Source organism: Streptomyces spinoverrucosus, assembly GCF_015712165.1.
Classification (GTDB): Bacteria; Actinomycetota; Actinomycetes; order Streptomycetales; family Streptomycetaceae; genus Streptomyces; species Streptomyces spinoverrucosus_A.
Genome location: NZ_JADPZX010000001.1, coordinates 6,518,550 through 6,531,667 on the forward strand (window position 1 = coordinate 6,518,550; position 13,118 = coordinate 6,531,667).

Annotated in this window: 16 protein-coding genes; 4 read left to right on the plus strand and 12 right to left on the minus strand. The window is 70.4% G+C overall.

What is annotated here, in order from left to right; translation table 11 throughout:
- Positions 1–155: 155 nt before the first annotated feature.
- From I2W78_RS29595 to I2W78_RS29610, 4 genes are all read right to left on the minus strand, one after another.
- On the minus strand, positions 156–1,175 hold the full coding sequence (locus I2W78_RS29595; protein WP_196463296.1) for an SDR family oxidoreductase: 1,020 nt from the start codon (positions 1,173–1,175) through the stop codon (positions 156–158).
- Positions 1,176–1,235: 60 nt separating this feature from the next.
- Positions 1,236–1,811, minus strand: coding sequence for a winged helix-turn-helix domain-containing protein (locus tag I2W78_RS29600; RefSeq protein ID WP_196463297.1), 576 nt, complete (start codon positions 1,809–1,811; stop codon positions 1,236–1,238).
- Between the two features lie 298 nt (positions 1,812–2,109).
- Positions 2,110–3,138: a glutamine synthetase gene (gene glnII, locus I2W78_RS29605; protein WP_196463298.1), complete on the minus strand. Its 1,029-nt coding sequence runs from the start codon at positions 3,136–3,138 to the stop codon at positions 2,110–2,112.
- Positions 3,139–3,331: 193 nt separating this feature from the next.
- Entirely contained in the window at positions 3,332–3,760 is a 429-nt protein-coding gene (locus I2W78_RS29610; protein WP_196464775.1) for a MarR family transcriptional regulator, read from the minus strand.
- A 101-nt stretch (positions 3,761–3,861) separates the two neighbouring features.
- Between I2W78_RS29610 and I2W78_RS29615 the strand changes: the two genes are divergently transcribed.
- Positions 3,862–4,743 carry an alpha/beta fold hydrolase gene (locus I2W78_RS29615; protein ID WP_196463299.1) on the plus strand — a complete coding sequence of 294 codons (882 nt, stop codon included), beginning with the start codon at positions 3,862–3,864 and terminating at the stop codon, positions 4,741–4,743.
- A gap of 3 nt (positions 4,744–4,746) precedes the next feature.
- Here the strand turns inward: I2W78_RS29615 and I2W78_RS29620 are convergent, their stop codons facing one another.
- Positions 4,747–5,442, minus strand: coding sequence for a hypothetical protein (locus I2W78_RS29620; RefSeq protein WP_196463300.1), 696 nt, complete (start codon positions 5,440–5,442; stop codon positions 4,747–4,749).
- A gap of 111 nt (positions 5,443–5,553) precedes the next feature.
- Positions 5,554–5,913, minus strand: a complete 360-nt coding sequence (locus tag I2W78_RS29625) for an arsenate reductase family protein (protein WP_196463301.1) — start codon at positions 5,911–5,913, stop codon at positions 5,554–5,556.
- Positions 5,914–6,113: 200 nt separating this feature from the next.
- Between I2W78_RS29625 and I2W78_RS29630 the strand changes: the two genes are divergently transcribed.
- Positions 6,114–6,428: a hypothetical protein gene (locus tag I2W78_RS29630; protein WP_196463302.1), complete on the plus strand. Its 315-nt coding sequence runs from the start codon at positions 6,114–6,116 to the stop codon at positions 6,426–6,428.
- A 55-nt stretch (positions 6,429–6,483) separates the two neighbouring features.
- On the opposite strand, the gene I2W78_RS29635 is transcribed toward I2W78_RS29630, so the two are convergent.
- Positions 6,484–7,677, minus strand: coding sequence for a winged helix DNA-binding domain-containing protein (locus I2W78_RS29635; RefSeq protein WP_196463303.1), 1,194 nt, complete (start codon positions 7,675–7,677; stop codon positions 6,484–6,486).
- 39 nt (positions 7,678–7,716) lie between these two features.
- A complete protein-coding gene (locus I2W78_RS29640; protein WP_196463304.1) occupies positions 7,717–8,523 on the minus strand; it encodes an alpha/beta hydrolase in 807 nt (268 codons plus the stop codon).
- 135 nt (positions 8,524–8,658) lie between these two features.
- Between I2W78_RS29640 and I2W78_RS29645 the strand changes: the two genes are divergently transcribed.
- Positions 8,659–8,940: a hypothetical protein gene (locus tag I2W78_RS29645; protein WP_196463305.1), complete on the plus strand. Its 282-nt coding sequence runs from the start codon at positions 8,659–8,661 to the stop codon at positions 8,938–8,940.
- 63 nt (positions 8,941–9,003) lie between these two features.
- Here I2W78_RS29645 and pspAB read toward each other — a convergent pair whose 3' ends face one another.
- The 3 genes from pspAB to I2W78_RS29660 form a co-directional block, all read right to left on the minus strand.
- Entirely contained in the window at positions 9,004–9,588 is a 585-nt protein-coding gene (gene pspAB / locus I2W78_RS29650; protein ID WP_196463306.1) for a PspA-associated protein PspAB, read from the minus strand.
- Positions 9,589–9,590: 2 nt separating this feature from the next.
- The gene (htpX, locus tag I2W78_RS29655) at positions 9,591–10,508 is read right to left on the minus strand and encodes a zinc metalloprotease HtpX (RefSeq protein ID WP_196463307.1); all 918 of its coding nucleotides are present in this window, start codon (positions 10,506–10,508) and stop codon (positions 9,591–9,593) included.
- A 115-nt stretch (positions 10,509–10,623) separates the two neighbouring features.
- The gene (locus I2W78_RS29660; protein ID WP_196463308.1) at positions 10,624–10,881 is read right to left on the minus strand and encodes an SCO2583/SCO2584 N-terminal domain-containing protein; all 258 of its coding nucleotides are present in this window, start codon (positions 10,879–10,881) and stop codon (positions 10,624–10,626) included.
- A 293-nt stretch (positions 10,882–11,174) separates the two neighbouring features.
- Here I2W78_RS29660 and I2W78_RS29665 point away from each other — a divergent pair, with 293 nt between their 5' ends.
- Positions 11,175–11,426, plus strand: a complete 252-nt coding sequence (locus I2W78_RS29665) for a hypothetical protein (RefSeq protein ID WP_196463309.1) — start codon at positions 11,175–11,177, stop codon at positions 11,424–11,426.
- Between the two features lie 113 nt (positions 11,427–11,539).
- Here the strand turns inward: I2W78_RS29665 and glnA are convergent, their stop codons facing one another.
- The gene (gene glnA, locus I2W78_RS29670; protein ID WP_196463310.1) at positions 11,540–12,949 is read right to left on the minus strand and encodes a type I glutamate--ammonia ligase; all 1,410 of its coding nucleotides are present in this window, start codon (positions 12,947–12,949) and stop codon (positions 11,540–11,542) included.
- Positions 12,950–13,118 lie beyond the last annotated feature (169 nt).

Here is a 13,118-nt window from a genome sequence, read left to right on the forward strand (position 1 = left end):
AATACGGAGGCAGCCCCACGGGTGTTCAGCCGTCCCGGAAATTGATGAGAAGTTCGTGAGGGCACTGTGGAAACAACTGCCCCTGGAATACCGGGAGTTGTGGATCACCCACGGCGAGTGAGTAACCCGGTCCGTTTTCGGGGAGGAGGCCCCGTTCAGGGGGTGTTGTCAGGTACACCCCCGCTGTCCCCGAGTACCTTCGCCTCCACCTGCGGATCCAGGCCCTTGACGGTCCGGTCGGGGCGCTGGGGCGCGGTGCCGCCGATGTCCTGGAGCCACTTCCAGGTGTCGGCGACGGTCTCCTCGACGGGCCGGCAGCGCAGCCCGGTCGCCACCGCCCGCGAGACGTCGGCGGAGTGCAGGGCGTCGTGCATGTCGGTGCCCGGCGGCACCCATACGGGCAGCTGCGTCCACGGCTCGATGCCCGCGTCGAGAATCACCTGCGGCTCGGTCCAGCGCAGCTCGGCCGCCGCACCGGTGACCCGCACACACGCCTCCAGCAACTCACCCATGGTCGCGTGTCCCTGCGGGCTCATCAGATTGAACGGGCCGCTCGACTCCCGCTCCACGGCCCCGAGGATCCACTCGGCGAGATCGCGTACGTCGACGTACTGCAGGGGCAGATCACGCGGACCCGGCGCCAGCACCGGACCGCCGCGGGCGATCCGGGTCAGCCACCAGGGCAGCCGGCCGACGTTCTCGTACGGGCCGAGGATCAGCCCGGCCCGTACGAGAAGGGAGTTCGCCGCGCCGAAGGCCTCGACGGCGGCCAGCTCACCGCCCCGCTTGTCGCGGACGTAGTCGGTGTGGTCCGCGCCGGCCTCCGCGCCCTCGGCCAGGGGCGCCTCCTCGGTGTACCCGGCGGGCGGGGCCCAGGCGTACACCGAGCAGCTCGACACGTACACGTACCGCCCGGCGCGGCCCCGCAGCAGCCGCGCCGCGTCCCGCACCGCCCGGGGCGCCGCCGACCAGGTGTCGACGACCACGTCCCAGTCGCCCGACTCCAGTCCGCCGAGCCCGTCGGGTGCGGTGCGGTCGCCCAGCACCTCCCGCACCCCGGGCGGCGCCGCGTGCGTCCCCCGGTGAAAGACGGTGACGTCCCAGCCCCGCCCGAGAGCGGCCTCGACGACGGCCCGGCCCGCGAACTCCGTACCACCCAGCATCAGCAGTCTCATGGGACTGACCCTGCCCGGGGGAGGGGCGCGGGGGAAGCGGGATCTGCCGAGGGCAGATCGTCAGTGCCCGGTTGGCGGGGCGGACTTCGGCGGGGCGGACTTCGGCGGGGCGTACTTGTAACCCACCCGGCGCACCGTGAGGATCGCCTGCCGGTGTTCGGCGCCCAGCTTGCGGCGGAGGCGGGCGATGTGGACGTCGACCGTACGGCCGTCGCCCACGTGCCCGTAGCCCCACACCGTGGTGACCAGCTGGTCGCGGGTGTGCACCCGGTGCGGGTGCGCGACCAGGTGGGCGAGCAGCTCGAACTCCAGGTAGGTGAGGTCGAGTTCCCGGCCGTCCACGGCGGCCGTGCGGCGGACGGTGTCGATGCGGATGAGGGCGTCGGGGTCGGTGGCGGGCTGCCGCAACGGCGGCTGCTGGTCGGCCGGAACGAGCACCAGATAGCCGATCATCGGTGGCTGCCCCGGCAGCGTGGGCAGGGAGTGCTGCGGGGCGGGCAGCCAGGTGGCACCCGGCGGCAGCAGGTCCGCGACGTCGATCACCTCGTCCCGGTCCACGGCCCGCAGATGATGCCGTGAACCGTTGGTGGAAGGGGAGGTGAGCGTGGCGGGGGACAGAGAACGAGTGGTCGCCATGGGAGGTCAGCTCTTTCGCGCGAGAGTCCGTGGGAAGACGTACGTCGTTTCGCGCTGGCCCAGGGCCGGGGTGTACGGCGTCAGCAGGCCGGCGCGGTCAGCGCGCGGCAACACACCCGGTCGAAGTCGTGGTGCTGACGGGAAGGCCAGAAGGGCTCGAGGTCACGGCGACCCGTGGCGGCGTACTTCTGGAGGCTGGCCATGTCCCCAAGTCAACAAGGCGACGACGGCTCACGTCAACACGGAAGGGGCGTCCACCGGCCGGTGGACGCCCCTTCAGGAGCCGTGCGGGCGCCGATCAGACCTGGCCGGCCTTCTCCAGCGCGGAGCAGCAGGTGTCGACGAGCAGGCGCGTCACCACGTACGGGTCGACGTTGGCGTTCGGGCGGCGGTCCTCGATGTAGCCCTTGCCGTCCTTCTCGACCTGCCACGGGATACGGACCGAGGCACCGCGGTTGGAGACGCCGTAGGAGTACTCGTTCCACGGGGCGGTCTCGTGCAGGCCGGTCAGGCGGTCGTCGATGCCGGCGCCGTAGTTCTTGACGTGGTCGAGCGGCTTGGAGCCCTCGCCGAGCGACTCGCACGCGGTGATGATCGCGTCGTAGCCCTCGCGCATCGCCTTCGTCGAGAAGTTGGTGTGCGCACCGGCGCCGTTCCAGTCTCCCTTGACCGGCTTGGGGTCGAGGGTGGCGGAGACGCCGAAGTCCTCGGCGGTGCGGTAGAGCAGCCAGCGGGCCACCCACAGCTGGTCGGAGACCTCCAGCGGGGACAGCGGGCCGACCTGGAACTCCCACTGGCCGGGCATGACCTCGGCGTTGATGCCGGACAGGCCCAGGCCCGCCTTCAGGCAGTTCTCCAGGTGGGCCTCGACGATGTCACGGCCGAAGATCTCGTCGGCGCCGACACCGCAGTAGTAGCCGCCCTGCGGGGCCGGGAAGCCGCCCTCGGGGAAGCCGAGCGGGCGGGCGCCGTCGAAGAAGGTGTACTCCTGCTCGATGCCGAAGATCGGTTCCTGCGCCGCGAACTTCTCGGCGACCTCGACCAGCGCGGCACGGGTGTTGGAGGCGTGCGGGGTCATGTCCGTGTTGAGGACCTCGCACAGCACCAGGATGTCGTCGCCGCCGCGGATCGGGTCCGGGCAGGAGAAGACCGGCTTCAGCACACAGTCCGAGGCGTGGCCCTCGGCCTGGTTCGTGGAGGACCCGTCGAAGCCCCAGATCGGAAGCTCGGCGCCCTTGGCGTCGTCGGCCAGGATCTTCGTCTTGGAACGAAGCTTGGCCGTCGGCTGGGTGCCGTCGATCCAGATGTACTCAGCCTTGAAGGTCACGGGCCACATCCTTCGGGGGTGGGTCTGGGCGCGCTTGCGGGTGCTGCGGCGCTGCGGCACTGGGGCGCCGCGCTTGTGTTTGCCCAGCAGCGTGTCAACAGGCGATTTCCCGATCATTGCCCGTTTGTGAACCCCGTGTTACCTGGGACGCGGGTGGCGGGGGCGGGACGACTCGTATGCGATGTGATTCCGCTCATTCCGTCCCGGCCGCCGCCTCCCGTACGCCCTCCAGGAAGCCCCGGATCGCCGCCAGCTCCCGCTCGTCGTACCCCCGCAGCAACTGCACGGCTCGTTCGATCAGCGGCCCGAAGGAGGCCCAGCCGAGGTCGACCGCCCGCGCGTCCACCTCCACCACGACCTGCCGCCGGTCCCGCCTGCCGCGCACGCGCCTGACGTGCCCGGCCCGCTCCAGGCGGTCCACCAGCGCCGTCGTACCCGCCGAGTTCAGCCCGAGCGCGGCCCCGAGCCTCCCGGCGGTCATCTCCTCGCCTGCTCGCCCGGCGTCCATGAGGGCGATCAGGGCGCGTACGTCCGTCGGGTGCATTCCGTTGCGGTTCGCGAACCGCGTGCTGTGCAGCCCGAGTTCGACCGTCGTCGCGCGCAGCAGATGGACGATCTCCATCTCCGGGCCGTCGTTCCGCACGAGCCGTACCTCCGCTTCCGCACTGGGCGTATCATCTCGCTCCACGAGTATCTTGCTGAGCGAGATAATAGGGGGTACGCATGAGCAGCCGCGGCGGCGCGTACGACAGCAACGCGTACGACATCGACGGGTTCCGGGCGGCGTACGACAAGGTCATGGCCAAGTGGCCGCACGACCGGGAGGCGCTGGAGATTCGCACGCCCTTCGGCGGCACGCACGTCAACGCCTGTGGACCACGTGACGCACCCCCGCTGATCCTGCTGCCCGGCGGTGGGGGAGCGACCTCGGCATCCTGGTTCGCGCAGGCCGCCGACCTCGCCCGGACCCGCCGCCTCTACGCCGTCGACCTGATCGGCCGGCCGGGCCGCAGCAACCCGGCCGGTGGCCGTCCCCTGCGTACCGTCGCCGATCTCACGGCCTGGCTCGACGCGCTCCTCGACGGGCTGGGGGTAGAGACGGCCGACCTCGGCGGGCACTCGTACGGTGCCTGGATCGCCGTCCACCACGCTGTGCACGCGCCCGACCGGGTGCGGAGCCTGTTCCTGCTCGACCCCACCCAGTGCTTCGCCGGGTTCCGGGCGGCGTATCTGCTGCGTGCCCTGCCGATGCTGCTGCGGCCCTCGGCCCGCCGGGTCCGCGCCTTCCTGGAGTGGGAGACCGGGGGTGCCGCGCTCGACCCCGACTGGCTCCGCCTTCAGGAGGCGGCCGCCGGCTTCCCCGCCGCGCGGCCGGTGACCGGCCCGCGTCCGGCGCCGGAGGCACTGCGCGGACTGAACGTGCCGGTCCTGCTGCTCGTGGCCGCGAGCAGCAGGACCCATGACACATACGAGGTGGCGTCCAGGGCCGGTGCGCTGCTGCCGCGTGTCGAGACCGCCGTACTGCCGGAGGTCTCACATCACGCCCTGCCGCATGCCGCACCGCCCGAACTGGGCCGCCGCCTCAGCGGTTTCCTCGGCTGCTGAACCTCACCCCACCTTCTCGATCACGGCCCGGCGGATCAGGAACTTGCCGGGCTCCCGGACCTGTTCGAAGGCCGCGTTGTTGAGCAGGACGCAGCTGCCGGACACCGAAGTGACCTCCACCGTCGTGGACTTGTTGTTGTCCAGGTTGGTGACCTTCAGCTTCGTACCCGCCGGGAACTGGTTGCTCGACGCGGCCGGGGCACCGCCCTCGCCGGAGAGGGTGACGGTGGAGCCGTTGCAGACCTGCTCCCCGGAGGCGGCGGCGCCACCGCCGGCGCCCGGGGCGGCGGGCTCGGCGGGCGGCGTGGACTGCTGGGCGCCGCCGCCCCCTGCCTGCTGACCGGCGCCCTGACCCGCGTCCCCGGCCTGCTGGCCGGGCTGTGCGGCCTGGGAGCCCTGAGCCGACTCCCCAACCTCGCACCCGGACGCTTCCTGCTGGCGCTGGATCTGGGCGATGACGGCCTCGCGGTTGGCGATCCGGGCCGCGGACTGCGCGTCCGGGTTGGCCCGTTGGCCCTCGATGAACCGCTGGTTGTTGCCGAGGGCGGTGGCGAGGCCCTGGCAGACCGTCGAGTCCGCCGCGGTCTGCGCGGCGTTCGAGGTGCTCGCCATGACGAACGCACCACCGCCCGCCACCGACGCCGCGCTGACCAGCAGGGCCAGCTTCTTCCTCGTGCTGAGAGTTCTCCTACGCGACATGCGCGCCTCCTGGGAGGTCGGGGAGCGTACGCCGCTATGTACGAGATCCCGAACGAGGTTACTCAGTGGTTACAGGAGTACGTTGAAGTGTCGTGCGTCACAGGGGAGTTGCTAGCGGGACAGCGCGTCACGGACGGCCTCGTCGGTGCGGGCGACGACCGCCGTGCCGTCGTCCGCGGTGATGATGGGCCGCTGGATGAGCTTGGGGTGCTCGGCGAGGGCGGTCACCCAGCGGTCGCGCGCGGCGGCGTCGCGCGGCCACTCCTTCAGGCCGAGCTCCTTGGCCGCGGCCTCCTGGGTTCGCGTGATGTCCCAGGGCTCCAGGCCCAGACGGTCGAGTACGTCGCGGATCTCGTCCTCGGTCGGTACGTCCTCCAGATAGCGGCGGACGGTGTAGTCGGCGCCCTCGGCGTCGAGCAGCTGCACTGCGCTGCGGCACTTGGAGCAGGCGGGGTTGATCCAGATTTCCATGCGGCCACCGTACGCCGGTAGGCCGCCGAAAACCCGTCTCCGAACCCGCCTCGAAACCCGTCTTCCACGTGTGTCACTGCGGCCCCGAAAGCCCTTGTGGCCAGGGGCTTTTGTCAGTGGGGGCCAGTAGAATAGAAGCAGTGTTCGAGGGTGTCGCCGGGGTGTCCGGCCGGCGCCCTGACCGCGACAGGAGGATGCCTGTGCCCGCTGCCGCACTGAAGCCGAAGCCGTTGCCGACCCAGTCCACCGTGAAGCGCCCCGTCCTGCTCGACCTTCCCTACGCGCCCGTGGAGAAGCGGCCGTTGCCGCCGGGGCGTCCGCGTGAGTGGTACATCTCGCACAACCGCCGGCTCAAGGCCATGCGCCTTGCGATCGCGCTGCTCGACTCGGGGGTGTACGTGCCGAACCAGGCGCGCAACGAGACGATCCGCGACGCCGCGGAGCTCATCGGCGTCCACCCGCCGTCCGACACGACGTGTCACATGGTGCGGGCGCTGCTGCGCTACACGCGGTGAGCCGTGGCGCCGGGTGCCACCCACTCACCACGGCACCCGGCGCACACCTCGCCTCTCACCCCGCCGCCAACTCCCGCTCCAGTGGTGTCCGGAAGCGTGGTGTGATGCGCGTCGGCCCCACCCACCGGCGAAGTCGCTCCGCCTCCCGCTCGATCGCCGTGACCGCCTCCCGGCCCACGGCCCTGTCCTCCAGCGCCCGCCAGACGATCTCCCCGTCGGCCCGCTGGGCCCAACCGCCCACGACCCGACCGTCCCACCACACCGTCGGCCCGACGTTGCCGCTGCGGTCGAACAGGGCGGGCCGCAGCTCGGGGGAGAGGAACCAGTCGCGGTGCTGCCAGCCCATCGCCGTGGGGTCGAGGGCGGGCAGCAGCGCGGCCCACGGTTCGACAGGCCCCGGACCCACCGGCTCGACGTCGCCCTCGACGACGTACCCCGTGCCCTCGTCCAGCCGCACCTCCTGTGCCCCGATCGCGGTCAGGGCTCTGCGGACGTCGGTCACCCGCCACCCCGTCCACCACTTGAGGTCCGCCTCGGTCGCCGGCCCGCACGCCGTGAGCCAGCGGCGCAGCAGCGCGGCCTGCGCCTCGGCGACGTCCAGCTCGGGATGCTCGGGCGCCAGGGCCCAGCGGAACTGACTCGACGTCCAGGAACCGAGCGGCCGCCCCCGCACGACCTTCCCCTCCACGCCCAGCACCCGCAGCAGCCGGGTCGACACCGTGTGGACGCCCTCGTAACTCTTCCCGACGGCATACGCGAACTGCTCCCGCAACCGCGGCTCGTCCCCCGCCAGTTCGGCCGCCGTGGCCTCCCCGCGCAGCCCCAGCACGGCCAGCGTCGACTCCTCGACCTCCTTCAGCCAGGCCGCGTCCGGCGCCCCCACCTTCGCCATGTCCTTGACCAGCGAGGCCCGCTCCCGCGCGGCCACCGCGAGCCCCGTCGAGGCGTGCACCACGGCGGTCAGCTCCGTCGGGAACACGAACACCGTGTGCCGCATGCCGTGCATCCGCACCAGCGTCCGCTCCCCGTACAACGCCCGCTCGGTCTCCGCCACGGTCCCCGCGGCCTCCGCGAGCCGCGCCCCCACCGCCAGATAGACGGTCGCCGGATCCGTACCGTGCAACGCGACCAGGGCGTCAGCGGCCTCCTCCGGCCGCCCGGCCCGCGCACCCGCCGCCAACCGATGCCGCACCGCCACCCGAGCCCGCCGCTCCGCCACCCCCACGTACGGCAACCCCGCAGCACCCATCCCGGCCTCCACCCGTTGCACCCACTGTGCCGACGCCACTCACGACGACGTCCTGCCACCCATCCTGCCGACCACCACTGACAATGGCCCCCCACCTGCAAAAACCCCGCCCCGCTCGGCCACCCGCCCGTTCAGCACCTGCGTCACGAACGCCCGCCGGTCGTCCCCGTGCTCCCGGAACCACAGCCCCACTGAATGGTCCGCGTCCGGCAGCTCGAAGCGGGTGTACCGGGCGCGGGTCGCCAACGCGTCCTGGACCGCGTCCGTCACCGCCGACGGGATCACCGCGTCCGTGCCCGGTACGGCGAGCACCGCACGCCCCTCGTACGCCCGCAGCGCGTCCAGCGCGGGCGACTCACGCCAGCTGTCCGGCCGCCGGATGAGGGTGCTGAAGCGGCCGTCGCCCGTCCCGAAGGGCACGTCCCATGCCTCCGCCGCGTAGACAGCGGGCGCGCACAAGCCCAGTGCCGTCACCCGGTCGCCGTAATGCGCCGCGAGATCCGCCACCGTCTGTCCGCTCATGCTGAAGCCGACCAGGATCAGCGCCCCGCCCGCCGCGACCCGCCCGTCGATCACCGCCACGGCCTGTTCGAACCGGCGTCGCAGACTCAACTCCCGCAGCTCGCCGGTGCTTTCACCGTGCCCGGAGAAGTCGAACGCGAGACCCCGGCAGCCCCGCGCCACGAACTCGCCCAGCAGCGGCAGCAGGCGCTCCTTGTCGCCGTTGCCCGCGCCGTGCAGGACGACGGCGGTGGCCGGGGCCTGAGGAGCACCGCCGTGCACACCGCTGAGCCGTTCGCCGTCATGGTCGTAGGTGAAGCCCGCGAAGGGGGAGAGGTCCGTCATGGCGCCAATCATTCATGGCGCCCGCGTCCGCACACCGCGAAACGGTCACACACCACGGAAAAGGAGATGCGGCACCCCACGCCCCCGGCGCTACTCTCGTTGCACCGCAAGCAAACCTCCCAGGGGAGTCCCGTCATGGGCACCATCGTCATCTCCGGGACGGTCGTCCTGGTCGTCCTGGGATTCGGAAACCACCTCTACTGGCTCGCCGCCGTCGCCCTGCTCTTCCTCTACATGCGATACGGGCGCGACGCGGCCTCGACGTCCTCGACCTCCAACCCTTCGTCGCCCGGTCCCGCGCCCACGACCTACAAGGCGTACCGCGAGCGCCGCGACCAGCAGGCCAGGTGGGAGCGCCGCTACCGCCGTGAGCGGCCGCTTCAGGCCCGCCGCCAGGAGCGCGAGCGCAGCAAGTAGCACGTGACAAGCAGGACGTGACAAGCAGGACGTGACAAGCAGGACGTGACAAGCAGGACGGGGTCACAGCCCCGGGGCGCCCCACACCGGGAACCAGCGCCCCAGATCCTGTTCGATCCGCAGATCACCGGCCAGCGCGGCCTTCACCTGGAGTTCCAGCGCGTTGTCGCGCCGCTGCCCCGCACCGGGCAGCGGCGCGAACGGGTAGAAGGTGCCGCGCTTGTAGAGATAGACCAGCGCGAGTGATCGTCCCGAATCGTCCCGGAAACCGGCCAGCGAGCACAGCAGCTGCGGCCCGAATCCGTTGATCTCCATGGAGCTGTTCACCGCGTGCAGATCGTTGACGAGCAGCGACAGCTCGTCGGGGGCGCGGCGGGACACCAGCCACGAGTACCCGTACGCGTCCCGCTCCAGCTCCACCGGCGGCCCGGTCCGATCGGTGTCCGCGTCCAGCAGCGCCCGCACCTCCCGGTGCGTCTGGTCGAACGCGGCGCCCTCGACCGTCGCGAAGCACACCGCGCCGTGCCCGGTCGGGGTGAAGGACGCCGCCGCCTCCAGCGTCACCGCCGCCGAGGGCAGCGCGAACAGCTGGTCGAGATCGGGCGCGACCGGCTTCGTACGACCGAGCAGGATGTCCAGCAATCCCATACTCACGCCTTTCCGGGAGCCGCGGCATCGCCCAACTCGGCGGAGATCCGACCCAGTTGTTCGAGCCGCTGCTCAAGGCTCGGGTGGGTGGAGAACAGCCGTGCGACATCCGACCCACGGCCGAGCGCCGGCGTGAAGTAGAAGGCGTTGAAGGCCTGCGCGGTCCGCAGGTCCTTCGTCGGGATCCGCGCGATGTCCCCGGTCACCTTGGTGAGCGCGGACGCCAGGGCGGAGGGCCGCCCGGTCAGCAGCGCCGCCGCCCGGTCGGCGGCCAGCTCCCGGTACCGGGACAGCGCCCTGATCAGCAGGAAACTGATCGCGTACACGGCGGCGGAGACGCCCATGACCCCCATGAAGATCACGGCGGTGTTCTGGTCGCGTCGCCCGCCGCCGAAGACCTGCGAGTAGAAGGCGAACCGGACGATCAGCCCCGCGATCACGCCGAGGAACGACGCGACCGTGATCACCGCGACGTCCTTGTGCGCCACGTGCGACAGCTCGTGCGCGAGCACCCCTTCCAGCTCCGCCGGCTCCAGCCGCCGCAGCAGCCCGGTGGTCACGCAGACCACCGCGTTGTCGGGGTTCCGTCCGGTCGCGAACGCGTTCGGCATCTCCATGTCGGACACGGCGACCACCGGTTTGGGCATGTCCGCCACCGCGCACAGCCGGTCGACCACGCCGTGCAGCTCCGGATACTCGTCCCGCTCCACGACCCGTCCACGCATCGCGTACAGCGCGATCCGGTCGGAGAACCAGTACTGAGCGCCCAGCAGCGCCGCCGCGATCACCACGACCAGCACCCAGGACTTCAGCAACGCGATCAACGCGGCGACGAACGCCACGTACAACAATCCGAGCAGAAACAGCGTGACCGTCATCCGCACGGTCAACCGCCGGTCACTGCGGAAGCGGCTGTGCATGGAACACCATCCTGCGCTCAGGCACTCGTCCCACTGCCCAGTGTGCACCCGCCCCACCCCATGAAGCGGTCGTGATCAGCCCCAGGACCGGCAAAGGATCAACACTCAGTGGGAATCAGTAGGGCGCCCGGAAGTTGATGTAGCCGAGCACCACGATCACCGTGACCACGCACCCCAGGACCACGGCCGTCGATATCCACGACGACCGGCGTGGCGCCCGCCCTTCCGGATCCGCCCGGAAAGGCACCGGCTCCGGCGGGCTGTGCTTCCAGCGGGCGGCCAGCATGCGGGCCCGCGCCGAGGGCTCCTTGTGCTCGGCGCTGTCCGCCCACCTGAGGTCGTACTCCCGCTCCGGGTCGTCCTGCTCGGTCATCCCCGTACCCCTCTCTCGAACAACTGTCTCCGGGCCCATGATCCCCCGTGGCTCGGGATGCCGAGTGATCGGTGGCGGGCTTAGCCTTGAAAGTGAGCTGTTCTCCGGGACGCGCCCCCCGTCGGCGAGATCCCTGTTCACAACCGACAGCCACATGCCGCACGGAACGCGGTTGAACGTACGCCTCGTACTCAGGCGGATACACCGACGAGCGCGCCGTACTTTCCCCGCTGCGGCTGCGGCCATCCCTCCGGATCGTGCTCCGCACGATGGGATGGAAGGAAGGTATCTCCATGAAAGCACCACGCGCCAGGCGTCTCTTCGCGATGTCCGCCATAGGCGTTCTGCTGGCCGGTGGGGCCGCGATCGGCACAGCCGGTACGGCTTCGGCGGCCACCCCGACCAGCACGCCCGCGAACTGGGGCGACGATGACTGGTGGGACCACCGGGACCGGTACGGTCACTACGGTTTCTTCGACAACTACGGCTTCTTCGATCCGTACAACCGCTTCAGCAGCGGACCCGTCGTGATCGTGGTTCGGTGACGGTGGCAGCGACCCCGGCGGACGGAAAGTGAACGCCTGAGGGCCGCCACCTGCAGCATTCCAGGTGGCGGCCCTCAGCCATGACGTCTCGCGCGTGACGTCTCAGGCGTCGATCACACGTCGAAGTAGAGCTCGAACTCGTGCGGGTGCGGACGCAGCTGCAGCGGGGCGATCTCGTTCGAACGCTTGTAGTCGATCCAGGTCTCGATCAGGTCGGACGTGAAGACGTCGCCCTGGAGGAGGAACTCGTGGTCCGCCTCCAGGCGGTCCAGCACGGCGCCGAGGGAGGTCGGGACCTGCGCGACGTTCGCGTGCTCCTCGGGGGCGAGTTCGTAGAGGTCCTTGTCGATCGGCTCGGCCGGCTCGATCTTGTTCTTGATGCCGTCCAGGCCCGCGAGGAGCAGGGCGGAGAAGGCCAGGTACGGGTTGCCGGAGGAGTCCGGGGCGCGGAACTCGACGCGCTTGGCCTTCGGGTTCGAGCCCGTGATCGGGATACGCATCGCGGCGGAACGGTTGCGCTGCGAGTACACCAGGTTGACCGGCGCCTCGAAGCCCGGGACCAGGCGGTGGTACGAGTTCACCGTCGGGTTGGTGAAGGCGAGCAGCGACGGGGCGTGCCGGAGGATGCCGCCGATGTAGTAGCGGGCGGTGTCCGACAGGCCGGCGTAGCCCTGCTCGTCGTAGAACAGCGGGTCGCCGTTGCTCCACAGCGACTGGTGGACGTGCATGCCCGAGCCGTTGTCACCGAAGATCGGCTTCGGCATGAAGGTCGCGGTCTTGCCGTTGCGCCAGGCGACGTTCTTCACGATGTACTTGAAGAGCTGGAGGTCGTCGGCGGCGGCGAGCAGCGTGTTGAACTTGTAGTTGATCTCCGCCTGGCCGGCGGTGCCCACCTCGTGGTGCTGGCGCTCGACCTTCAGGCCGGCCTTGTCCAGCTCCAGGGAGATCTCGGCGCGCAGGTCGGCGAAGTGGTCGACCGGCGGGGTCGGGAAGTAGCCGCCCTTGTAGCGGACCTTGTACCCGCGGTTGTCCTCCAGCGCGCCGGTGTTCCAGGCGCCCGCCTCGGAGTCGATGTGGTAGAAGGACTCGTTCTCGGACGTCTTGAAGCGGACGCTGTCGAAGACGTAGAACTCGGCCTCGGGACCGAAGTACGCGGTGTCGGCGATCCCGGTCGACGCCAGGTACGCCTCGGCCTTCTTCGCCACGTTGCGCGGGTCACGGGAGTACTGCTCGCCCGTGATCGGGTCGTGGATGAAGAAGTTGATGTTGAGCGTCTTGTCGCGGCGGAACGGGTCCACGCGGGCGGTCGACAGGTCGGCGCGCAGGGCCATGTCGGACTCGTGAATGGCCTGGAAGCCGCGGATCGAGGATCCGTCGAAGGCGAGCTCGTCGTCCGGGTCGAACGCCTCGACGGGCACCGTGAAGTGCTGCATGACGCCCGGCAGGTCGCAGAAGCGGACGTCGACGAACTTGACGTCCTCGTCCGCGATGAACTTCTTGGCCTCGTCGGCGTTCTGGAACATCCAGCTCCTCCTACTCCCGACCGTCCCGCCGGGGTGGTAGTTCGTTCGTGCGGCCAGTGCGGTGGCACACGCTGACCTCGACACTAGGGACGCGTGATTTCTCGGGCGTGACCCATTTGTTTCGCAGAAGTTAACCGGCTCTGTTCCACCGTAACGCGGACCGACCCCG